The organism is Mesorhizobium sp. B3-1-7, from assembly GCF_006439385.1.
Taxonomy (GTDB): domain Bacteria; phylum Pseudomonadota; class Alphaproteobacteria; order Rhizobiales; family Rhizobiaceae; genus Mesorhizobium.
Genome location: NZ_VFTL01000037.1, coordinates 19415 through 41759 on the forward strand (window position 1 = coordinate 19415; position 22345 = coordinate 41759).

The 22345-nt window shown below is 64.8% G+C and carries 21 protein-coding genes; 11 read left to right on the plus strand and 10 right to left on the minus strand.

The features are described from left to right. Positions 1-70 precede the first annotated feature (70 nt). The 3 genes from FJ417_RS26265 to FJ417_RS26275 all read right to left on the minus strand — a co-directional run bounded on the left by FJ417_RS26265 (position 71) and on the right by FJ417_RS26275 (position 4275). Positions 71-1558, minus strand: a complete 1488-nt coding sequence (locus FJ417_RS26265) for an aldehyde dehydrogenase (RefSeq protein WP_140785430.1) — start codon at positions 1556-1558, stop codon at positions 71-73. Between the two features lie 2 nt (positions 1559-1560). Next, positions 1561-2748 (minus strand): cytochrome P450, encoded by a 1188-nt coding sequence (locus FJ417_RS26270; RefSeq protein ID WP_140785431.1) that lies wholly within the window; start codon positions 2746-2748, stop codon positions 1561-1563. A 69-nt stretch (positions 2749-2817) separates the two neighbouring features. Beyond that, on the minus strand, positions 2818-4275 hold the full coding sequence (locus FJ417_RS26275; RefSeq protein WP_181183302.1) for an APC family permease: 1458 nt from the start codon (positions 4273-4275) through the stop codon (positions 2818-2820). Between the two features lie 166 nt (positions 4276-4441). On the opposite strand from FJ417_RS26275, the gene FJ417_RS26280 reads away from it, so the two are divergent. From FJ417_RS26280 to FJ417_RS26295, 4 genes are read left to right on the plus strand one after another with little or no spacing between them, the layout of a single operon-like run. Further along, complete coding sequence (locus FJ417_RS26280) at positions 4442-5203, plus strand: IclR family transcriptional regulator (RefSeq protein WP_140785433.1); 762 nt, start codon at positions 4442-4444, stop codon at positions 5201-5203. Positions 5204-5233: 30 nt separating this feature from the next. After that, entirely contained in the window at positions 5234-6493 is a 1260-nt protein-coding gene (locus tag FJ417_RS26285; RefSeq protein WP_140785434.1) for a Tm-1-like ATP-binding domain-containing protein, read from the plus strand. After that, complete coding sequence (locus FJ417_RS26290) at positions 6490-7155, plus strand: HAD-IA family hydrolase (RefSeq protein ID WP_140657333.1); 666 nt, start codon at positions 6490-6492, stop codon at positions 7153-7155. The genes FJ417_RS26285 and FJ417_RS26290 overlap by 4 nt, the downstream gene beginning before the upstream one ends. A gap of 23 nt (positions 7156-7178) precedes the next feature. Beyond that, entirely contained in the window at positions 7179-8534 is a 1356-nt protein-coding gene (locus FJ417_RS26295) for an aminotransferase class III-fold pyridoxal phosphate-dependent enzyme (RefSeq protein ID WP_140785435.1), read from the plus strand. Positions 8535-8607: 73 nt separating this feature from the next. On the opposite strand, the gene FJ417_RS26300 is transcribed toward FJ417_RS26295, so the two are convergent. After that, on the minus strand, positions 8608-9480 hold the full coding sequence (locus FJ417_RS26300) for a helix-turn-helix domain-containing protein (RefSeq protein WP_140785436.1): 873 nt from the start codon (positions 9478-9480) through the stop codon (positions 8608-8610). 95 nt (positions 9481-9575) lie between these two features. Here FJ417_RS26300 and FJ417_RS26305 point away from each other — a divergent pair, with 95 nt between their 5' ends. Both FJ417_RS26305 and FJ417_RS26310 read left to right on the plus strand, forming a co-directional pair. After that, positions 9576-11120, plus strand: a complete 1545-nt coding sequence (locus tag FJ417_RS26305; protein WP_140785437.1) for a 4-hydroxyphenylacetate 3-hydroxylase N-terminal domain-containing protein — start codon at positions 9576-9578, stop codon at positions 11118-11120. Between the two features lie 23 nt (positions 11121-11143). Beyond that, entirely contained in the window at positions 11144-11653 is a 510-nt protein-coding gene (locus FJ417_RS26310; RefSeq protein ID WP_140785438.1) for a flavin reductase, read from the plus strand. 5 nt (positions 11654-11658) lie between these two features. On the opposite strand, the gene hpaR is transcribed toward FJ417_RS26310, so the two are convergent. Continuing rightward, positions 11659-12063 carry a homoprotocatechuate degradation operon regulator HpaR gene (hpaR, locus tag FJ417_RS26315; RefSeq protein ID WP_246680882.1) on the minus strand — a complete coding sequence of 135 codons (405 nt, stop codon included), beginning with the start codon at positions 12061-12063 and terminating at the stop codon, positions 11659-11661. A gap of 221 nt (positions 12064-12284) precedes the next feature. Here hpaR and FJ417_RS26320 point away from each other — a divergent pair, with 221 nt between their 5' ends. From FJ417_RS26320 to hpaH, 5 genes are read left to right on the plus strand one after another with little or no spacing between them, the layout of a single operon-like run. Next, positions 12285-12671, plus strand: coding sequence for a 5-carboxymethyl-2-hydroxymuconate Delta-isomerase (locus FJ417_RS26320; RefSeq protein ID WP_140785440.1), 387 nt, complete (start codon positions 12285-12287; stop codon positions 12669-12671). Positions 12672-12691: 20 nt separating this feature from the next. Beyond that, complete coding sequence (gene hpaE / locus FJ417_RS26325) at positions 12692-14209, plus strand: 5-carboxymethyl-2-hydroxymuconate semialdehyde dehydrogenase (protein WP_140785441.1); 1518 nt, start codon at positions 12692-12694, stop codon at positions 14207-14209. A gap of 13 nt (positions 14210-14222) precedes the next feature. Next, the gene (gene hpaD, locus FJ417_RS26330; protein WP_140785442.1) at positions 14223-15203 is read left to right on the plus strand and encodes a 3,4-dihydroxyphenylacetate 2,3-dioxygenase; all 981 of its coding nucleotides are present in this window, start codon (positions 14223-14225) and stop codon (positions 15201-15203) included. Between the two features lie 12 nt (positions 15204-15215). Further along, a complete protein-coding gene (locus FJ417_RS26335) occupies positions 15216-16091 on the plus strand; it encodes a fumarylacetoacetate hydrolase family protein (RefSeq protein WP_140785443.1) in 876 nt (291 codons plus the stop codon). Beyond that, on the plus strand, positions 16088-16891 hold the full coding sequence (gene hpaH, locus FJ417_RS26340; protein ID WP_181183303.1) for a 2-oxo-hept-4-ene-1,7-dioate hydratase: 804 nt from the start codon (positions 16088-16090) through the stop codon (positions 16889-16891). The genes FJ417_RS26335 and hpaH overlap by 4 nt, the downstream gene beginning before the upstream one ends. A gap of 219 nt (positions 16892-17110) precedes the next feature. Here hpaH and FJ417_RS26345 read toward each other — a convergent pair whose 3' ends face one another. The 5 genes from FJ417_RS26345 to FJ417_RS26365 all read right to left on the minus strand — a co-directional run bounded on the left by FJ417_RS26345 (position 17111) and on the right by FJ417_RS26365 (position 22269). Next, entirely contained in the window at positions 17111-18130 is a 1020-nt protein-coding gene (locus tag FJ417_RS26345) for an isopenicillin N synthase family oxygenase (protein WP_140785444.1), read from the minus strand. A gap of 255 nt (positions 18131-18385) precedes the next feature. Beyond that, a complete protein-coding gene (locus FJ417_RS26350; protein WP_246687548.1) occupies positions 18386-19090 on the minus strand; it encodes an amino acid racemase in 705 nt (234 codons plus the stop codon). Positions 19091-19175: 85 nt separating this feature from the next. Continuing rightward, entirely contained in the window at positions 19176-20540 is a 1365-nt protein-coding gene (locus tag FJ417_RS26355) for a cation:dicarboxylase symporter family transporter (protein ID WP_140785445.1), read from the minus strand. A 2-nt stretch (positions 20541-20542) separates the two neighbouring features. After that, positions 20543-21379 (minus strand): transporter substrate-binding domain-containing protein, encoded by an 837-nt coding sequence (locus tag FJ417_RS26360; protein ID WP_181183304.1) that lies wholly within the window; start codon positions 21377-21379, stop codon positions 20543-20545. Between the two features lie 200 nt (positions 21380-21579). Continuing rightward, on the minus strand, positions 21580-22269 hold the full coding sequence (locus FJ417_RS26365) for an SDR family NAD(P)-dependent oxidoreductase (protein WP_140785446.1): 690 nt from the start codon (positions 22267-22269) through the stop codon (positions 21580-21582). Positions 22270-22345: the final 76 nt, after the last annotated feature.

Genomic DNA, 22345 nt, shown 5'->3' on the forward strand with positions numbered 1-22345 from the left:
AGTGGATAGTCGAGGTTCATGCGCGCTCAGCATGGGTACGATCGTGGCCATTTGTTCTTAGGCACTCCGCTCAGAGCGCTACCCACGCCGTCTTGAGGTCGGTGTATTTCTCGATGGCGTGGAGCGACTTGTCGCGGCCGAAGCCGGACTGCTTGAAGCCGCCGAGCGGCACGGTGATGTCGGCGCCGCCATAGGTGTTGACATGGACGACGCCGGCATTGATGGCGCGCACCATCCGGTGCGCGGTCGACAGGTTCGAGGTCCATACGGCCGACGCAAGACCATAGACGGTCGCGTTGGCGAGGCGCACCGCCTCTTCCTCGGTCTCGAAGCGCGTGACGGCGAGCACCGGCCCGAATACTTCCTCGCGAGCGAGCTGCATCTTCTCGGTCACGTTCTCGAAGATCGTCGGCGCCATATAGCTGCCGCCGGTTTCCGCCAGGATGCGTTCGCCGCCGGTGACGAGACGGGCGCCCTCCTCCGAAGCCTTGGCGACGAAGCCGAGATTCTTGGTCAGTTGCTCGGCGCTCGACACCGCGCCGACATCGGAGCCGAGATCGAGCGGATCGCCGACCTTCAGCTTCCCGGTGGCCTTGAGAAGCTCGTCCATGAAGCGGTCGTAGACCGAGGTCTGGACCAGCAGGCGCGAACCGGCGACGCAGACCTGTCCGGAATTGCGGAAGATGCCGTTGGCCGAGACGACCGCCGCCTGCTTCAGGTCCGGCGCATCGGCAAAGACGATGTTGGGCGACTTGCCGCCAAGCTCGAGGAAGACGCGCTTGAGGTTCGAGCGCGCGGAATATTCGAGCAAGCGGCGGCCGACAGGCCCGGAGCCGGTGAAGGCGATGGCGTCGACATCCATATGCAGGCCGAGCGCCTCGCCCGCGACCGAGCCGCGGCCGGTGACGACATTGAAGACGCCCTCGGGCAAGCCGGCCTCGGCGGCAAGCTCCGCCAGGTGCAGCAAGGTCAGCGAGGCGATCTCCGGCGGCTTGACGACGATGGCGTTGCCGGCGGCGAGTGCCGGCGCTATCTTCCAGGCGCCGATCATCAGCGGGAAGTTCCACGGCACGATGACGCCGACGACGCCGAGCGGCTCCTTGTGGATCAATCCAAGGACATTGTCAGCGGTCGGCGCGATCTCGCCATAGACCTTGTCGATCGCTTCGGCATAGTAGCGGATGGTGCCGGCAGCCGACAGCGGCTCGGCCTTGTAGGCCATGCCGATCTCGGTGCCATTGTCGCGCACGCCGAGCACGGCAAGCTCCAGCGCGCGCTTTTCGACCAGCTCGGCGAATTTCGTCAGCACCTTCTTGCGAAAAGACGGCGCCGCGCGTGACCAGGAGCCCTTGGCGAACGCCTTGCGCGCCGAAGCGACGGCGCGGTCGATATCGGCGGCGCCAGCGTCGGCAATGCTGGCAAAGGGGCGGCCGTCGATCGGCGAAATCACCTGCAGACTGCCGCCGCTTTGCGCATCTACCGGAGTTCCATCGATGAACAGACGCCGCGCGCCGACCTCCGTCTTGCGCAGCGTGTCGATAGTGTCCTGGCTGATCATTCTCAATTTGCTCCAAATTCTACATGAAGTGCCGCCGGCGCGCGGAACTCCCAGCCGCGGAACACCGGCTCCTTGCCCGGCACCAGCCTGAGATCCGGAAAACGCTCCAGCAGCAACCTTAGCGCGAGGCACATCTGCTCGCGCGCGAAGAAGCGGCCCGAGCAGAAATGATGGCCGAAGCCGAAGGCGGCGTGGTTGCCCTCGTTGCGATGGATATCGAAGCTGTCGGGATCGGTGAAGCGACTTTCGTCGCGGCTGGCCGAGGAGACGAGCGCCGCAACGGGAGCTCCGGCGGGTATCGTCGCCCCGCCGATCTCCACGGCACGGGTCGTTTCACGCGTCTGGGTGCCGATCGGCGCCACCCAGCGCAGACCCTCGTCCACTGCTCTGGGCACGAAGGTTTCAGGATCGTCGAGCACCTGCCGCAACTGCTCAGGGCTCGTCAGCAGACCGACGAGGATGGAGCCGGCGCCGTGGCCAGGCTCCTGCATGCCTCCGAGCAAGATGACCTTGATGGTCGGCATCAGGAAATCGATCGAGCGGGTCGAGCCCTCAGGCATGCCGTCATGCAGCATATGCGAGAGCGCCGAGTCGTCGGGCTCCCGGATCAGCCGCTCGAGCGTTGGCCGGACGGCGGCGCCGACCTCGGCGCTGATCGCGTCGGCGGTTTCCTGCCGCTTCGGATCGTTCTCGAAATTGATGGCGCCCTGGGCAAGGCCATAGAACCAGCGCCGCAAGGTCGGCATGTCGACGTCGGCAAGCCCGAGCGAGCGCGCCAGGCTCAGCGTCGACACCGGCTCGAAATAGTCGGCCATCAGCTCGGCCGAGCCGTGCGCGGCAATTCTGTCGAGATAGGGTTCGGCGATCGCGCGCACGAGATCGCCGGCATAGGAGGCGACGGTGCGGGGCCGGTATTTCGGATCGACGCCCTGGCGCAGTTGCTTATGCGTCTCACCGTCGGTGGTCAGGATGGTCGGCTTGCCGAAAGAGCGCTCGACCGGCGAGGTGCCGACAGCCGCCGAGAAGATGTCGGGCGACTTGGCGACGGTCTCGACGTCCTTCCAGCGGGTGACGAACCAGAGATTGACCGCGGGCACGAAAGCGACCGGCGCGTTGCGCCTGAGCTCGGCGTAGATCGGATAGGGGTCGGCTTCCAGCGCCTCGACCGTGATACCGTCGGTAAAGCTCATGCCGCTGCTCCCGTTCCGTTAAGGCGGGGCGGCGCGGACGCCGCCCCTTGTCCATCAATCACCTGCCCATCAATCGCCGAGCGGCTGACCGAGCCGTTCGAAGGCAGCCGGATCACGGCCTCGCAAAGCGCCTGCCAGCAACAGGCCGACCACGGCCGCGATCAGCACCAGCGCCGGCAGGAATACGCCGAGGAAGCCACCGGCGCCCGACAGGCTGCCGAAATTGACGACGATCAGGTAGATGATGATGGCAAAGGCGATGAAGGTCAGCGCCGGCAGGATCGTGGTCTTCAGCCCGTTCTCCTGGTTGGACGGGTTGGCGCGAAAGTACATCACGACGGCGAGCGAGGCCACCGCCATCATGACGATGACGCCGAGCGTGGCGACGTTGGTGAGCCACGAGAACAGCGCCAGCACCGGGTCGAGGCCGAGCACCGCGAACAGCCCGATAACGACGGCCGCGAGCACGGTCTGGATCACCGAGGCGACATGCGGGCTCTGATGCGCCGAATGCGTCACGCCGATCGACTGCGGCAGGAGCTTTTCGCGGCCGGCGACGTAGATGTAGCGGGCGACCGCATTGTGGAAGGCGAGCACACCGGCGAACAAGCTGGAGACGAAGAGGATGCTCATGGCATGGGTGAGCAGCGTTCCGGCGTAGCGGTCGGAGAGGCCGAACAGGAAGGTGGTCGGATCCTGCAAAGCCTGCAGCGACGGCAACAGCTTGTCGACGCCGGCGCCGACCGCCATCAGCCAGGCGGTGATCATGTAGAACAGGCCGATCAGGATGACGGAGAAATAGGTGGCTCGCGGAATGGTCACCTTCGGGTCGCGCGCCTCCTCGGCATAGATCGTGGTCGCCTCGAAGCCGATGAAGGCAGCGAAGCAGAACAGGATGGCGATGGCCGGCGCGCCGCTGGCGATCTGGCTCCAGCTGAAGGGCGCCGCCGACAGGCCGCTGTCGCCGCCGGTCTTGAGGATGGTGAGGTCGAGGATCAGCACGACGACGTATTCGGCAAGCACCAGCACCGTCAGGATCTTGGCCGACAGGTCGACCTGCCGGTAGCCGAGCACGGCGACGATGGCGATGGCAATGAAGCTCCACACCCACCACGGCAGATTGATGCCCCAGCCGGCGAACAGCCCGGCGGTGGCCGCGCCCAGCAGGCCCATGACGCCGATCTGCATGGCGTTGTAGGAGAGGATCGCGATCAGCGCGACGGCGCCGCCGGCCAGGCCGCCCAGCCCACGCGCGGCATAGGCGTAGAAAGCGCCGGCATTGCCGATGTGGCGCGACATGGCGACATAGCCAACCGCGAACAGGAGCAGCAACAGCGTCACGATCAGATAGGTGCCGGCAAAGCCGGCGCCGTTGCCCATCAGCATGCCGAGCGGCGTGCCGCCGGCAACGGCCGTCAGCGGTGCGGCGGCCGAAATCACCATGAAGGTGATGGCGCCGACGCCAAGGCTGTTCTTCCTCAGCCGGTTCACTTCTCCGGCTTCAACTGTGGTCATTTTTCCCTCCATTCCGCATTGCGGAAACCAAGTGTCCCTGAGATGCCGAGGGCCTTCTGAGAGGGCCGATGCGCATTTCATTATTTGCAACGGCATTTCGATATTAGACTTGCAAAGGAATCGACTTGCTGTCAAGTTAATTCGCACGTTAAGTATCTGACGGAGGATCGGACACGCGATGAGCACGGTGGCCAAAGCCATTTCGCTGCTGGAGGTGCTGGGCGGCGGCGCGCCCGAGGCGGCGCTTGCCGACCTTGCCAGGGGCGCAGGCTTCGACAAGGCGACGACGCGCCGGCTGCTGGTTTCGCTCATTGCGCAAGGGCTGGTCGAGCAGGACGAGGCGACGCGCCTCTACCGACTCGGAGCCGGCCTGACGCGGCTGGCGCTGATGCGCGAGGCGCAGTTTCCGTTCCTGCGCATGGCCGTGCCGGTGGTCGAGATGCTGGCCGCCGAGACCGGCGAGACGGTGCATCTCTCGGAATATTCGAAGCGCGGCCTGATCACCGTCCAGGTCATCGAATCGGCCAAGGCCAATCGTGTCAGCGTGCAACTCGGCGTGCTGCCGATGCATGCGACGGCGTCCGGGATCGCATTCCTGGCTTTCACCGAGGAGCGCATCCGCGAGGCCATCCTAGCCGGACCGATGCCGGCTTTCACGCCCTTCACCATCGGCGATGCAAACACTTTGGCCGAACAAGTCGCCGCCGCCCGCGCGCGCGGCCATTCCATCGGCGCGCAGGGTTTCGAGGAGGGCGTGATGAGCGTCGCCGCACCGGTTCTCGGCACCGACGGCTACGCCATCGGCGCCATCGCGGTGGCGGCGCCGAGAGTGCGCACCCAAAAGGCCGACATCGAGCGGCTTGGCGTCAGCGTGACCGCCGCGGGTCGCGAGATCGGCGAGCGGCTGTTCGGCCGGCTGGCCGGCCAGAAGCGGGCCTGACAACCAACGAGAGACTGCAGGGAGACTGATGTGGAGGAGAAACGCCGAATCCTGGTTATCGGCACCGGCGACACCAAGGCCGACGAGCTTCTGTTCATGCGCGAGCGCATCGAGGCCGTCGGCGGCGTTGCCGTGATGATGGACGTCAGCGTGCTTGGCGACCCGCCCTACAAGCCGGAGCATGACAAGCATGCGGTGGCGCGCGCGGCGGACACCACCATGGAGGCAATCATCGCCAGCGGCGACGAGAATACCGCGATGACGCTGATGGCGCTTGGCGCCTCGCGGCTTGCGCGCTCGCTGCACGACAGGGGCGAAATCGACGGCTTCATTGCGCTGGGCGGCTCGATGGGCACCGACCTTGCGCTCGACGTGGCACTGGCGCTGCCGCTCGGCGCGCCGAAATTCGTCGTCTCGACGATCGCCTATTCGCATCTCATACCGCCGGAGCGCATCGCCACCGACCTGATGATGATCCTGTGGGCCGGCGGCCTCTACGGGCTTAACAGCGCCTGCAAGGCGGTGCTGTCGCAGGCCAGCGGCGCCGTCGTCGGCGCCGCGCGGGCTGTCGTCAAACCCGATATGTCGCGGCCGAAGGTCGGCATGAGCTCGCTGGGCAAAAGCTGCCTGCAATATATGGTCACGCTGAAGCCTGAGCTGGAGAAGCGCGGCTATGAGGTCATCGTCTTCCACACCACCGGCATGGGCGGGCGGGCGCTGGAGGCGATCGCCGCGCAGAAAGGCTTCGTCGCGGTGCTCGATTTCAGCCTGCAGGAGCTTGCCAACCAGCTTACCGGCTCGGTGGTGAATTCGGGCACTGACCGGCTAGAGAATGCCGGGCGGCAAGGCATCCCGCAGATCGTCGCGCCCGGCGCCATCGACATGGTGGATTTCCCGACCTGGCAGGCCGTGCCGTCGCGCTTTACGGAACGGCCGTACCACGCGCATAACCGCCTGCTTGCCTCGGTCACCTCCGACGGCGCGACACGCCGGGAGATCGCGCGCGCCATCGGCGACAAGCTCGCCGCGGCGACCGGTCCGACCGCCTTCATCCTGCCCGCCGGCGGCATCCAGCAATGGGACCGAGAAGGCGAGCCGCTCTACGAGCCGGAAGCGCTGTCGGCCTTCGTCGAGGAGATGAGGGCGCGCGTGCCGGACAATGCCGAGCTGCATGAGATCGTCGGGCATATCAACGACGCCGCCTTCAGCGCCAAGGCGCTGGAAATCTTCGACCGCTGGGTGGCGGAAGGCATCGTTCCGCCCGGCGTGACCGGCAGGCGCGCGGCATGAGCCAGGTGAAGCCGCGGGCGCTGGTGTTGGACTTCGGCGGCGTGGTCACCCGCACTTTGTTCGAGACGCATGCGCTGACCGAGCAGGCGCTTGGCCTCAAGCCCGGCACGCTCGGTTGGCGCGGACCATTCGACCCGGTTTCCGATGCGTTGTGGCGCTCAATGCAGGCCGACGAGATCAGCGAACGCGACTACTGGAAAACGCGTACGCGCGAAGTCGGCCAATTGGTCGGAGAAGACTGGCAGGACATGCAGACCTTCGTGCAGCGGGCGCGCGGAGCGGAGCCGGAAAAAGTGCTGCGACCGGAGGCCGACCAAGCCATCCGCACGGCGCATGCCGCCGGTGTCCGCCTCGCCATCCTGTCGAACGAGCTCGACCTGTTCTATGGCGCTGATTTTCGCCAGCGCCTGCCGCTGCTTTCGCTTTTCGAGACGATCGTCGATGCGACCTATACGAAAATCCTCAAGCCCGATGCCCGCGCCTATGCGATGGTCGGCGAGGCGCTGCGGCTGCCGCTTGCGGCCTGCGTCTTCGTCGACGACCAGAAGCGCAATGTCGACGGTGCGATTGCCGCCGGCATGCCGACCGTTCATTTCGACGTCGCCCGACCGGCGCAAAGCTATGCCGAGGCGCTCAGCCATTTCGGCCTAACGCTCTCCTGATTGCAAAACCGGAGTTCCTCCCGATGCGTGACATCAACTTCCTCACCGAAAACAACGCCAAGCCGATCTGGCATCCGATGGCGCATCCGGCCGAAATGCGGGCGAGCCCGCCGAAGATCATCATGAAGGGCGAAGGCGTTTCGGTGACCGACGCCGAAGGCCGCACGGTGCTCGACGCCGTCGGCGGCCTCTGGAACGTCAACCTCGGCTACAGCTGCGATCCGATCAAGAAGGCGATGACGGGACAGCTCGACGCGCTCCCCTATTACTCAGGCTTTCGCGGCACCTCGACCGGGCCATCGATCGAGCTCGCTTACGAGCTGACCCAGTGGTTCGCGGCAGAGGGCATGGCGCGCGCCTTCTTCACCTCGGGCGGCTCGGACTCGGTCGAGACGGCGCTGCGGCTCGCGCGGCAATATTGGAAGATCCGCGGCCAGGGCGACCGCACGAAATTCCTGGCGCTGAAGAAGGGCTATCACGGCACGCATTTCGGCGGCGCCTCGGTCAACGGCAATGCCAATTTCCGACGCAACTACGAACCGCTCCTGCCCGGCGTCTTCCACACGCCGGCGCCGATGACCTACCGCAACCCTTTCGACGAGACCGACCCGGCGAAGCTTGCGAAACTCTGCGCGCGGGCGATCGAGGAAGAGATCGCCTTCCAGGGCGCCGATACGATCGCCGCCTTCATCATGGAACCGGTGCTCGGCGCCGGCGGCGTCATCGTCCCGCATGAGAGCTTCATGCCGATGGTGCGGGCGATCTGCGACCGTCACGACATCCTGTTGATTGCCGACGAGGTGGTGACCGGCTTCGGCCGCACCGGCGCCTGGTCAGGCTCGCGGCTCTCCAGCACGAAGCCGGATTTCATGACCATCGCCAAGGCGATCACATCGGGCTATTTCCCGCTCGGCGCGACATTGATCGGCGCCAAGGTCGCCGACGTCTTCGAGGCCGACAAGACGAGCTTCGGCGCGATCGGCCATGGCTATACCTATTCCGGCCATCCGGTCGGCTGCGCGGCCGGTCTGGCGGCTCTGGCCGAGACGAAGCGGCTGGGCGTCAACGAGAATGCTGCCGCGCGCGGCGTCGAGCTCGGCAAGGCGCTGGAGGCGCTGAAGGCCAAGCACCAACTGGTCGGCGATGTTCGTTACCAAGGCCTGATGGCGGCCCTTGAGCTGGTCTCGGACCGCGCCGCCAAGAAGCCGGTCGACAAGAAGACGATGGCCGCCGTCGCGGACGGCGCCTACGAGGCCGGCGTCATGCTGCGCGTCTCCGGCAACAACATCATCCTGTCGCCACCGCTGATCATAACCGCCGCCGATGTGGCGAAGATTGCCGAGGGGCTGGATGCGGGGCTGGCCGCTGCCGCGGCCTAGGGAATAGGGAATAGGGAGTAGGGAGTAGGGAGTAGGTGAGTAGTGAGTAGTGACCGAACCTACTCGCTATTCGCTATTTGCTACTCACTATTCGCTCTTTCCGCCACGCCGCCGGCGACACGCCAACCGCCTGCCGAAAGAAGCGCGAGAAATAGGCGGGATCGTTGAAGCCGGTTTCGTAGGCGATGTCCTCGACCGTGCGGATGGTGAAGAGCAGCAGGCGCTTGGCCTCGACCAGGCGTCTTTCGCCGATCGCCTGACGCACGCCCGAGCCCAGCACCTGATGCGCCGCTTTGTCGAGCAGATGGCGCGTGGTGCCGAGCTCCCCGACATAGCGCTCGACCGGCCAGTCATCGCGAAAATGCCGGTCGATCAGCCGCCTGAGCCGGCCGCCGAGAGCCACCACGGCCGGCACGGTCACCGCATGCGACTGGGCGTCGAGACGGGCGATGTGCGACAATGCCACAGCGATCAGCGGCGGCAGGATCTTTTCCGCGCCGGCTTGAGCCTCGACATATTCGGCCTGGATCATCTTGATGGTGTCGGTAAGCCGCTCCCAAGGCGCCGCGTCACCCCGCCCGGTCACGAAAACCGGCTGATCAAGCTGGAGGGCCGATTGCTCGGCGATGGCCGCGAGCGCAGCGTCCGCGACCGAGACGACGATGGCGTCGGTGCCCGGCTCGATGTCGAACCCATGCACGACGCCGCTCGGCATGAAGCTCACCGTCGGTGCCGAAAAACTCCAGGTCTTGTCCTCGATCCGATAGACGCCCTGCCCGCTCGTCCAGAAGGTGATCTGCGCCATTTGCGGATGTTTGTGCGCCAGAACCCGGCCGCGGTGCATGGAAGCGCGGGCTTGCACGGTCTCGACATGCAGGAAGCCGACGTCGAGCGCCCGCGCCGGCTCGCCGTAGACGAAGAATTCCGGGATGGCGGTCTGGCTCATGAGACGCCCGAAAAAGTCCAATCGGTTTTACGCTTTCGTCCATAAACCATCCAGCGGCTTGCGGCTACTCTCCAACAATCCAAGGGAGGATCATGATGCGATCGGAAGAATTCCGGGCCGACAATTCGCGGCCGTTCACGGGCGCCGAATATCTGGCGAGCCTGCGCGACGGGCGCGAGGTCTACATCAATGGCGAACGGGTGGCCGATGTCACCAGCCATCCGGCAATGCGCAATTCGGTGCGTTCGCTGGCCCGCCTCTACGACGCGCTGCACGATCCGAACCAGCAGCCTGTGCTGACCTCGCCGACCGATACCGGCTCGGGCGGCTACACCCACAAATATTTCCGCGTCGCCCATTCCCCTGCCGATCTTGCCGCGCAGCAAAGCGCGATCGCGCATTGGGCGCGCATGACCTATGGCTGGATGGGTCGCACCGCCGACTACAAGGCGGCGCTGATGAACACGCTCGGCGCCAATGCCGAATGGTACGGCCCGTTCAAGGACAATGCGCGCGCCTGGCACAAGCGGGCCCAGGAGGCGGTCCTGTTCATGAACCACGCCATCGTCAACCCGCCGATCGATCGCCACAAGCCGGCCGAGCAGGTGAAGGACGTGTTCGTGCACATCACCAAGGAGAACGACGCCGGCATTTGGGTGTCCGGCGCCAAGGTGGTGGCGACGTCGTCGGCGCTCACCCACTACAATTTCCTGGCGCAGAGCTCGGCGACAGTGACGGAAGATCCATCGCTGTCGGTGATGTTCATCGTGCCGATGAATGGGCCTGGCATAAAGATGTTCTGCCGTGTCTCCTATGAGCAGACGGCCAACACAGTCGGCCATCCCTTCGACTATCCGCTGTCGTCGCGCTTCGACGAGAACGACGCGATCCTGGTGCTCGACAACGTCTTCATCCCCTGGGAGGACGTGCTGGTGCTGCGCGATGCGCAGAAGATCCTGTCCTTCCATCCGGCGTCGGGCTTCATGCATGGCTATTGCTTCCAGGGCTGCACGCGCTTCGCCGTCAAGCTCGACTTCCTCGCCGGACTGCTCGCCAAGGCGCTGCGGGCGACAGGCGGCGATGCCTTTCGCGGCAACCAGGCGGCGCTCGGCGAGGTGATTGCGCTGCGCCACATGTTCTGGAGCTTTTCCAATGCGATGGCGCACAATCCGATACCGTGGGCGAACGGCGCGGTGCTGCCCAATCTCGAGGCCGCGCTCGCCTACCGGACCTTCATGTCGGAAGCGTATCCGCGCGTCATCGACACGGTGCGCCGGGTGATCGCCTCGGGGCTGATCTATCTGCCGTCCTCGGCGCGCGACTTCGACAATCCCGAGATCGACCGCTATCTCGCGCAATATGTGCGCGGCTCCGACGACATGGGCCATGTCGAGCGCATCAAGATCATGAAGCTGTTATGGGACGCGACCGGCACCGAATTCGGCGGCCGCCACGCGCTCTACGAGCTCAACTATGCAGGTGCGCCGGAAGAGGTGCGGCTGCAGGTGCTGAAGGGCGCCGAGCGCGGGGGCCGGCTGAAGCAGATGGAGGAACTGGTCGACCAATGCATGGCCGACTATGACGAAAAGGGCTGGACCGGCGACACCTGGCTGCCGCCGATTGCCGCCCAGCCCAACTGACGGGGCCGGCGATGGAAGCGGCCATGACAACACAAGTCGCGAGGCTGGAATTCCGCGAGGCCATGGCGCGGGTCTGCGCGCCGGTCAACATCGTCACCACGGACGGTCCGGCCGGGCGCGGCGGCTTCACCGCGACCGCCATGTGCAGCGTCTCCGACGATCCGCCGACGCTGCTGGTCTGCATGAACGAGCGTTCGGCGCAGACCGGCATGTTCCTCGCCAACCAACGCTTCTGCGTCAACGTGCTGACCCAATCGCACATGCATCTGGCGGCAAAATTCGCCGGCGCGATCCGCGACATGGCCGAGCGCTATCAGGCCGCGCGCTGGCAGACCATGCCGTCCGGCATGCCGGCGCTGCTCGACGCCATCGTCAGCTTCGATTGCGAGATCGGCGCGGTGAACAAGGTCGGCACGCATCACGTGATGTTCGGTCGTGTCGTCGACATCCGCCACGGCAGCGACGAGGCGGCGCTGCTCTATGTCGGGCGCAACTACATGCAGCCGAGCGCGCTGGGGAGTTTTGGAGGGTAGGCTTCTCAGCCGTCCACCGACTCCGACTGGATCAGGCTCTCCAGCATGTCCAGCAAGCGCTCGTGCTCTTCGGCGCCGTAGCGCTTCTCGATGGCGTCGTAGATGGCGACACGCTCGGGCGCCAGTTCCTCGATCAAGGCCACGCCGGCCGGGCTGATCGCGAGCAAGGCGCGGCGGCCGTCATCCTTGACCTTGTTGCGGGTGATGAACTCCCGCTGTTCCATCGCCTTGATGATGCGGGTGAGGCTCGGCGGCAGGATCGAGGCGCGGTTGGCGAGCTCGGTCGCCTCCAGCGGCCCGGTTTCGGCCAGCACGCGCAGCACGCGCCATTGCTGCTCGGTGATATCGTGGCGTGCGAGCATCGGCCGGAAATGCGCCATGATCACTTCGCGGGCGCGAAGCAGAGCCATGGGCAAGGAGCGGCGGGTGCTGAGCGGTAGCAAAATCAAGTCTCCGAAAAATTCCAGTCCAGTACGACTCGCAACAAAGATTAGGGCCCGGATCGCAGCTATATCCGCGATTTTGCCGAGAGCGGCAATCCCACCCGGAAGCTGCATCCGCGCAGAGAACGACGCTTGACATTCGGTCGTCAAGATGTAATTCACATGTTAACTACAAGGTGGAGGAAACCTTGCCCCACATGGCGATCGAATATTCGGCCAATCTCGACGCGAAGGTCGACATCAACGAGCTTTGCGCGCTGGTCTCGCGAACCATTCTCGAAACCGGGCTGTTCGAACCGGGCGCGGTCAGGGTGCGCGCGTTCCGCGCCGAAGCGTACGCGATTGCCGACCGGTTGCCGGAGAACGGCTTCATCGACATGAATTTCCGCATCGGCAAGGGCCGCAGCGCGGCGGAAAAGAAGAGCGCCGGCGAGGCGATCTTCGCAGCTGTCACCGATTATCTCTCGTCACTGTTCGCCACGCCGCATTTCGCGCTGTCGCTGGAGATCCGCGAGATCGACGCCGAACTGAGCTGGAAGAAGAACGCCATCCATCCGCGCCTGCGTGGCAAGTGATCTAGAACGGGAAAGAAATCATGGCGGCACTGGACGACAATCTGAGAAAGGCCGAGGCCTATCTGGAACGCTTCCGGAAGGACGGCGTGCTCAACCAGATCGGCGGCGAAGCGGCGCCTGCCGCGGACGGCTCGACCTTCGAGACGCTTTCGCCCGTCGACCTCAAGCCGATTGCCACCGTGGCACGCGGCAAGGCCGCCGACATCGACCGCGCGGCAAGAGCGGCCAAGGCTGCCTTCAAGGACTGGGCGGCGATCCCCGGCGACGCACGCAAGAAGCTGCTGCATAGAATAGCGGACGCCATCATCGCGCGTGCCGAAGAGATCGCCTTCGTCGAATGCATGGACACTGGGCAGTCGCTGAAATTCATGGCCAAGGCGGCATTGCGCGGCGCCGAGAACTTCCGCTTCTATGCCGACCGCGCGCCGGAAGCGCGTGACGGCCGCTCGCTGAGAGCGCCGAATCAGCTCAATCTGACGACGCGCGTGCCGATCGGCCCGGTCGGCGTGATCACGCCGTGGAACACGCCCTTCATGCTGTCGACCTGGAAGATCGCGCCGGCGCTGGCCGCCGGCTGCACTATCGTGCACAAGCCGGCGGAGCTGTCGCCGCTGACGGCACGGCTGCTGGTCGAGATCGCGGAGGAAGCCGGCCTGCCCAAGGGCGTGTGGAATCTGGTCAACGGCTTCGGCGAGGATGCCGGCCGGGCGCTGACCGAGCACCCCGACATCAAGGCGATCGGCTTCGTCGGCGAAAGCCGCACCGGCTCGATGATCATGAAGCAGGGCGCCGAAACGCTGAAGCGCGTGCATTTCGAGCTCGGCGGCAAGAACCCGGTCATCGTCTTCGCCGACGCCGACCTGGAACGCGCGGCGGACGCCGCCGTCTTCATGATCTATTCGCTGAACGGCGAACGCTGCACCTCGTCGTCCCGCCTGCTGGTCGAGGCATCCGTCCACGACAAATTCACCGACATGGTGGCTGAGAAAGCCAAGCGCATCAGGATCGGCCATCCGCTCGATCCCGAAACTGTGGTCGGGCCGCTGATCCATCCGGTGCACGAGGAAAAAGTGCTCTCCTATATCGAGATCGGCAAATCGGAAGGCGCGGTGGTCGCCGCCGGCGGCGGCAAGTTCGCCGGCCCGGGCGGCGGCTGCTATGTCAGCCCGACGCTGTTCGTCGGCGCCACCAACAAGATGCGCATCGCCCAGGAGGAGATCTTCGGGCCGGTGCTGACGGCGATCCCGTTCAAGGACGAGGCCGATGCGCTGGCTCTGGCCAACGACACGCAATATGGGCTCACCGGCTATTTATGGACCTCCGACGTCACCCGCGCGCTGCGCTTCACCGACGCGCTCGACGCCGGCATGATCTGGGTGAATTCGGAGAATGTGCGGCATCTGCCGACGCCGTTCGGCGGCGTCAAGAGCTCCGGCATCGGCCGCGACGGCGGCGACTGGTCGTTCGACTTCTACATGGAAACCAAGAACATTGCGTTCGCCACGGCGCCGCATTCGATCCAGAAGCTCGGCGGCTGACCGGAGACACATGATGGCCCTGCCCCAACCCAATCTCTATCCCGCCTTCAACATCGTGCGGCTCAGCCATGTCGAGCTCGCCGTCACCGACCTGGCGAAATCCCGCGCCTTCTATGTCGACACGCTCGGCCTGCAGGTGACGGACGAGACCAGCGGCGCCATCTATCTGCGCGCCATGGAAGAGCGCGGCCATCACTGCATCGTGCTGCGCAAGGCGACGGCGCCGGAAGCGCGCGAGCTCGGCTTCAAGGTCTTCTCCGACGAGGACCTCGACAAGGCCGAGCATTTCTTCAAAGCCAAGGGCCTGCCGGTGGAGTGGGTCGAGCGGCCCTACCAGTCGCGCACCTTCCGCACCCGCGACCCGCACGGCATCCCGCTCGAATTCTATTCGAAGATGGAGCGGCTGCCGCCGATCCACCAGAAATACGCGCTTTATAAGGGCGTGAAGCCGCTGCGCATCGACCACTTCAACTGCTTCTCGCCGAATGTCGATGAATCGGTTGCCTTCTACAACGAGCTCGGCTTCCGCGTGACCGAATACACCGAGGACGCCGAGACCGGAAAGCTGTGGGCGGCCTGGACGCACCGCAAGGGCGGCGTGCACGACATCGCCTTCACCAACGGCCTTGGCCCGCGGCTGCACCATGTCGCCTTCTGGGTGCCGACGCCGCTCAACATCATCGACCTGCTCGACCTGATGGCAACCACCGGCTATGTCGGCAATATCGAGCGCGGGCCTGGACGGCACGGCATCTCCAACGCCTTCTTCCTCTACATCCGCGACCCGGACAACCATCGCATCGAAATCTATTGCTCGGACTACCAGACGGTCGATCCCGATCTCGAGCCGATCAAATGGGACCTCAAGGACCCGCAGCGCCAGACGCTGTGGGGCGCGCCGGCGCCGCGAAGCTGGTTCGAGGAAGGCAGCGTGTTCGCGGGTGTCGAGCCGCGCAAGTCCGACCTGGCGGCCTCGCCGATCGTGGCGCCTTAACGGAGCATCAGCATGAGCGCGGGACGCCTCGCCACCTTCACCGCCGGCGGCAAGACGCGCTACGGCGCCATCACCGACAAGGGTGTCGTCGAGCTCTCGGCGCGTCATCCCGAATTGCCGACGCTGCGCGAAGTGATCGAGGCCGGCGCGCTCGGCAAACTCGCCGAAGAGGCCGAGGGTCTAGCAGCCGATTTCAGCGTCAAGGACATCGCCTACGAAATCCCGATCCCCTCACCTGAAAAGATCATCTGCGTCGGCGTCAACTATCCGGACCGCAACGAGGAGTACAAGGACGGGCAGGCGGCGCCTTCGAACCCGTCGCTGTTCATCCGCTTCCCGCGTTCCTTCGTCGGCCATAGCGCGCCGTTGGTGCGACCACCGGAATCACCGCAGCTCGACTATGAGGGCGAGGTCGTCGTCGTCATCGGCAAGGGCGGCCGCCGCATATCGGAGACCAATGCGCTCGGCCATATCGCGGCGCTCTCGCTGTGCAACGAAGGCACGATCCGCGACTGGGTGCGTCACGCCAAGTTCAACGTCACCCAAGGCAAGAATTTCGACCGGACCGGCTCGATCGGTCCCTGGCTGGTGCCGTTCATCGACGAAGCGCAGATCGCCGACATTTCGCTGACCACCCGCGTCAACGGCGAGCTGCGCCAGCAGGACCGCACTGGGCGCATGATCTTTTCGTTCGCCAAGATCATCAATTACATCTCGACCTTCACCACGCTGGTGCCGGGCGACGTCATCGTCACCGGCACGCCGACCGGCGCCGGCGCCCGCTTCGACCCGCCGGTCTGGCTGAAGCCGGGCGATGTGGTCGAGGTCGAGGCCGACGGCATCGGGCAGCTTCGCAACGGCGTCGTCGACGAGGGAACCGGCCGATGATGACGGAAAGCCAAGTCGAGGACGCCGCCCGCAGGCTGTTCGAAGCCGAGCGCGACCGCCGGCAGATCAGGCTGCTCAGCCTCGATTTTCCTCAAGCGACGATGGACGACGCCTATCGCGTGCAGGCGGCGCTGGTGAAGCGGAAGGCCGCATCGGGACTGACGATCAAGGGCTGGAAGATCGGCCTGACCTCGAAGGCGATGCAGTCGGCGCTCAGCATCGACATTCCCGATTCCGGGATCCTGTTCGACGACATGTTCTTCGAGGACGGCGGCACGGTGCCGGCCGATCGTTTCATCCAGCCGCGTATCGAGGCCGAGATCGCCTTCGTCATGAAGGCGCCTCTGGCTGGTCCTGACATCTCGATCGACGATGTGCTCGACGCCACCGATCACATCACGCCTGCGCTTGAAATCCTCGACACCCGCATCGAGCGGATGAACAAGGAGACGGGCAAGATCAGGACCTTCTTCGACACGATCTCGGACAATGCCGCCAATGCCGGCATCGTCGTCGGCGGCCGCAAGGCCGGCCCGCGCGAGGCGGATATGCGCTGGATCGGCGCCATCGTGTCGCGCAACGGCGAGGTGGAGGAGACGGGCTTGGGCGCCGGCGTGCTCGATCATCCAGCCAAGGGCATCGTCTGGCTCGCCAACCGGCTGCATCAGTACGGCATGCGCATCGAGGCCGGTCAGGTCGTGCTGTCGGGCTCCTTCATCCGGCCGGTCGAATGCCGACATGGCGACGAGATCGTCTCGGATTTCGGCCCATACGGAACCATCCGTTTAAGCTTCGCCTGATCGGCTTATTCCCAGCACAGGAAAGAAAAAGGCCGGGCGCGAAAGCGGCCCGGCCAAGCATGAAGGTCATAACCTTCAGAGGGGAACATCGCCCGGCGCAATGGGAGGAAAACACCGAGCGATGACTCTTATTTGGGGCCTGAGCGGCACATTTTCCACGAACGGAATTCCAAAAAAGATCGAAATTGCGAAAAAAACTCGCTCGACTGCGCGAAATCTTCAGCCAGCGGCCGATGCCTTTTCCAACAGATCGGCATAATGACGCCGCGCCACGTCGGGATGCGACCTCAGCCGGCTCTTCAGCACATTGGTCCCGACGTTGCGGAAGAGTGGATTGTCAGGGTCGCTAGCCGGGCCGCGCGCTTCGGCCGCCAATTCCTTGGCCAGGTCGAGAAGCGGGATCGTGGCGTCGAGCCGAGCGCTGAAGAAGAACGGAACCGAAATGCGCTCGACGCCAGCCGGCGGCGTGACGACGCGATGCACGGTAGCCCTGAGATAGCCGTTCGAGGCGAGTTCGAGCAGTTCGCCGATGTTGACGACGAGCGTCTGCGGGATCGGGTCGACATCGACCCAGCTGCCGTCATATTCGACCTGCAGGCCCTTGTTCTCGTCCTGCAGCAGGAGGGTCAGGAAACCGCCATCCTTGTGCCCGCCGACATCCTGCTCGTCGCCGGTGGCGTCGCGGCCGGGATAGCGCACGATCTTCATGCGATGGTTCGGTTCGCCGCGATAGATCGGATCGAAAGCGTCCTCCGGCTGGTCGAGCGACAGCGCGAAAGCCTTGAGCAGCCGGATCGCCACGTCGGTCGCCTTTGCCTGCCAGGCGAGCAGCGCGGGCTTCAGATCGGGAAATGCGGCCGGCCACTGGTTTGGACCCTGCAGCCGCGTCCAGGCCGGCACTCCCGGACCCTGCGCAATGGTCGTACGCTCGACGCCGATGTCGAGCTGCTCGCGCCAGTCGGCCTTGCCCCTGGTCAGTTCGCCGCCGGCGCGCGTATAGCCACGGAACTGCGGCGACTTCACCATTTCGATGCCGAGCTTGTCGGCCTCCGGCAGAGCGAAGAAGCGGTGGGCGGCGCCCAGCACCGCATCGACCTCCGGTTGGGTGATGCCGTGGCCGCTGAGATAGAAGAAGCCGACGTCGCGGGCGGCTGTGCGCAAGTCAAACAGAAAAGTTCGAAGCTCCGACGGACCCTGCTCCAAGCGATCGAGATCGAGCACCGGAATTATTCTGGGCATGGACAGGCTCCTCCTACGGTAACTCTTGTTTTTCGCAATTCCGGACGGAAAACCGCTGCACACTTTCCTTGGAATTGCTCTAGCGACCCCCCGCGGCACGATGACATGTGCGCCATTGCGGGTGAAGAAACGCACCAACCAATCTCACTGCAAACGGAGCAAGCCGGCGCTCAATTCCCGGGTTTTGCGGCAAATCGCGTTCAAATGGGCTTCGGCCGACGCAAATCAGGCATTTCTACCGGGCGGCAGCGCGCATCAGACGCGTTGCGCGGCGCGCCAGGGCAACCGGTCATGCGCCGTTGGCCGCAGCACCGTCGGCAGGCCTCGCGCTTCCTGAATGCCGAAGCCCAATCGCGTCAGGCTGGCCCGCGCCAGGGCGGCGTTGCTGTCGATGACGATCAATCCGTTCGTATCGCCGAGGCTGGCCGCCACCACCGACAGTTCGGTGCAGCCGAGAAGTGCGGCATCGGCGCCAGCCAGTTGCGCGAGATGAAGCGCCCGCTCGGTCTCGGTCGCGGCCTGCGCGATCGAGCCGGCCTTGACGAGGCCGATGGCGCTGTCGACGCGCTCCTGGAACTCCGTGCCTTGCGGAAGGCAAAGCTCGAAACCCGCCGCCGATATCCTGTCCTGGTAGAAGCCGGAGGCCAGCGTGCCCCGGGTTGCGAGATTCGCGACCCTGCCGCGATCCAGGCCGCGACGGATTTCCGCCACCGCCGCGTCGCCGATATGGATGATCTCGGCCCGCGAGTTCGCCGCCAATCGATCGTACCAAAGATGGGCGGTGTTGCAGGGCATGGCGATACAGGCGACGCCGAGCTCGTTGAGCGTCGAGACCGCGGCCTGCAGCGGCGCCAGCGGTCCGTCATGACCGCCAAGGATCGCTTCGGTCCTGTCAGGCAGTTGCGGCACGCTGAGGATGACGGAAGGCACATGGTCGTTGTCGCCGAGCGCTTCGGTCATCCGGGTCAGCTTGAAGTAGAGTCCGCCGATGCCAGCGGCCCGAGACCGCCGATGATGCCAAGCTGGGGGCAGATGCTGTCGTCGATCATCGGACGGGCTCGGCTTCGAGCTCGTCCGCGACGGGTTCTTCAGATTGTGTCGCCTCCCTGTGGCTGGGCGCGATCATAGCCGTGCTCGCCGCCACGGTGCAGACGCTGGACAGCGTCATAAACGTATCGACAGCCGCGTCGACCGCGACGAACAGGGCGAACGCCGCCTCGAAGGGAAGCTTCAGATAGCCGCAGACGATGGACATCTGGGACAGGATGAGCAGGCTGCCCATGCCGCCGGTGGTCAGCGCCAGAAGCGCCGAGACGATACCGACGAGCAAGAGGTCCGGGATCGCCAATTGATGGCCGTAGAGCTGGGCGATGAACAGGACGCCCGAGGTGTAGACCAGCGCCGGGCCCGTTCGCAGCAGCGCCGCCTGCAGCGGCACGAGCAGCTCGACGACCACCAGGTTGAAGCGCAGCCGCTCGCTCAACAGGTTGATGACCCAGGGCAGCGAGGCGACCGAGGAGCGCGTGGTGATGGCCACCATCAGGAGCGGTTGGCAGGTCTTGATCGTGGCCCAGTAGCTCCGCCGCGAGCGTATGGCGATAATTGCAAACGCGCCGGCGAGAAATGTCAGGCAGGAAAGGCCCATCACCAGCAGGTAGCCGCCCATCAGCATCAGCGGCTTGGTGCCGGTCGACGCAGTCTGGTCGGCGATCAGGATGAAGGTTGCAAAGGGCAATCCCCAGACGAACCAGTTGGTCAGCACCGTGCACGCCCGGTACACCGCGTTGAGCGCCTGCGACAGGCTGAGCGACGAGGGCTGGGGGATCTTGCCCATCGCCAGACCGAAAAGCAGGCAGAACAACAGGACCTGGATTGTCTGGCCCGAGGCCAGCGCGTTGAAGACGTTGTTCGGCACCAGATCCATGAAGATCGAATGCCCGCCATTCGGATCGCCGGTGAGCGGCGGCGGCTGGAACGGAAATGCGAGATCGGTGGATACGCTGCCTTGCGAATTGATGAACTCGCCGAGCTCGATGCGCGACTGCGGGTTCTCGATCTGGCCGGGCTTGAGGATCAGCGAATAGGTGCCGCTCACCAGCACGGCGAGGAACGACACGACCAGCACGGCTATGCCCACCTTGCCGAGGTAGCGGACCGATTTCGGATCCTGGACCATCGCGGTGATGGAGAAGATGACGGACGAGACCAGATAGGGCAGGACGACCATCTTGAGGAAATTCAGGTAGATCTGCGCGAGGGGGCTGATCGCATGGGCGAAGGCCGGGTAGTAGAGGCCGCACAGGATTCCGGCCAGGATCATGATGATCGTCGTCGCCGGCGAGCGCAGGATGCGTTTCGCCGCCAGGCGCCAATCGAAGGGCATGGGTGCGGCTACATCCGAGACGGCCATTGTCAGGCTTTGCTCCCCTGGCGGTAGCGCGCGATGATCTCGTCGGTGTTGAGGACCTGCTGGCCCCTTGCCAGGTCGAGATAGAGATCGACAAAGGCCGCGAGATGCGGATTGTCCGGACTGATGCCGACCGCGATCGTGTCGACCTTGTCGGTCAGCGTGATCGAGCGCGCGACGACCGTCATCGAGGGATCGTCGACCATCAGCTTCTTGATCTCGAAATCGTCGCGATAGGCCAGGTCGATTGCGCCGTTGCGGATCGCATCGACAACCGTATTCCAGCCCGCGAAGCGTCGGATCTGCGCGTGCGGGAACGTGGTGGCCGCATAAGTGGCGAAAGACGAGCCTTCGATGACGCCGAGATCGCCGGAGAAATCGCGGATGATCCGCTCAGGCGGCTCGCCTTGCGCGATGCGCGCCAGGTTCACGCGGTTGGCGAGCAACCCTTGGTGCAGCATCGCGTAGGGCCGGGAATAGAGGATCGAGCGACCGCGCTGAAGGGTGCGGCTCAACTTGCCGATCGCCAGGTCCGCCTCACCGGAAGTCAGCTTTTGCACCATGGCGTCGAAGGTCACGGCGGACCGGTCGAACACCGGTTCGACGCCAAGCTCCGCGGCTATGCCGCGCGCCAGGTCCATGTCGATGCCCTTGTCACCGGAGCCGTCGGCCGGAAAGAACGGATCGGACGCGAAGACCGGCATGGCGATGCGCAGCTTGTTGTCGCTGACGATGGGTTTTGGAGCGTCTTGCGCCTGGGCCGGCGTGGCCGCGGCTTGCGCCTGCGCAATGAGCAGCCCTCCGCCTCCGGCTGCAAACAGCGTGCGACGTGTAAGCGGCATGCCCATTCTCAATTCGTGCAGGAGAGCCGGACAACAGATCTGACAACGCGCAGTATGCATGCCGAAGTTAAGTAAAGGTATATTTTATTTTGCGCTTTTTTACATTGCAGACCGCTAAAACGGCGTCAGGAAATATGCATACTTTCTAAAATAATGAGCAGCATCGAGGTGTGTTACTGTACGTTTCGCGCAATGGGTCGTCAGAACGTCTCGACCCACGGCCTCAACTCGACCTCGAAGCTCCAGGCGCTGCGATGCTGGCGATGGACGGCGAGATAGGTCTCGGCGATCGCATCGGGCGAGAGGCGACGATCCGGCCGGTCGGACTCGGGCGCCTGTCCGGCCGGCTCGATCTGGCCGTCGATGATGAAATGCGCGACATGGATGTTCTTCGGGCCGAGCTCGCGTGCCATCGATTGCGCCAGCCCGCGCAGGCCGAATTTCGGCATGGCGAAACCGGCGGAGCCGGAGAACCCTTTCAGGCTTGCGCTGGCGCCGGTGAACAGGATCGAGCCGGAACCACGTGCCAGAAGCCGGCGCGCTGCCTGCTGGCCGACAAGGAAGCCGCCATAGGCGCCGACGAGCAGGGCTTGCTTGACCGCCTCGGGATCGAGCTCGGCGATTGGACCGCGCGTGCGGCCGCTGGCGTTGAAGACGGCAATTTCGAGCGGGCCTTCCTTGTCGGCCGCCTCGAACAGGTGCTCGACGGAAGCAGCGTCCGACACATCGGTTTCGACGGCTTGCGCGCCGGTTTCCTTGACCAGCGCCGCTAACTTGTCGACGTTACGCGCGGCAAGGACGACGCGGAATCCCTCCTTGGCTAGAAGCCGCGCCAGCGAGGCGCTTAGCCCGGAGCCGGCGCCCGCGATCACCGCAACATTGGCTGCCATGACGTTTCCTCCTTGAGGTACCTCGATGTCGAACCCGCAGGCTCGCGCCTTTGGCGCCAAGAGGCAAGAACGTGGC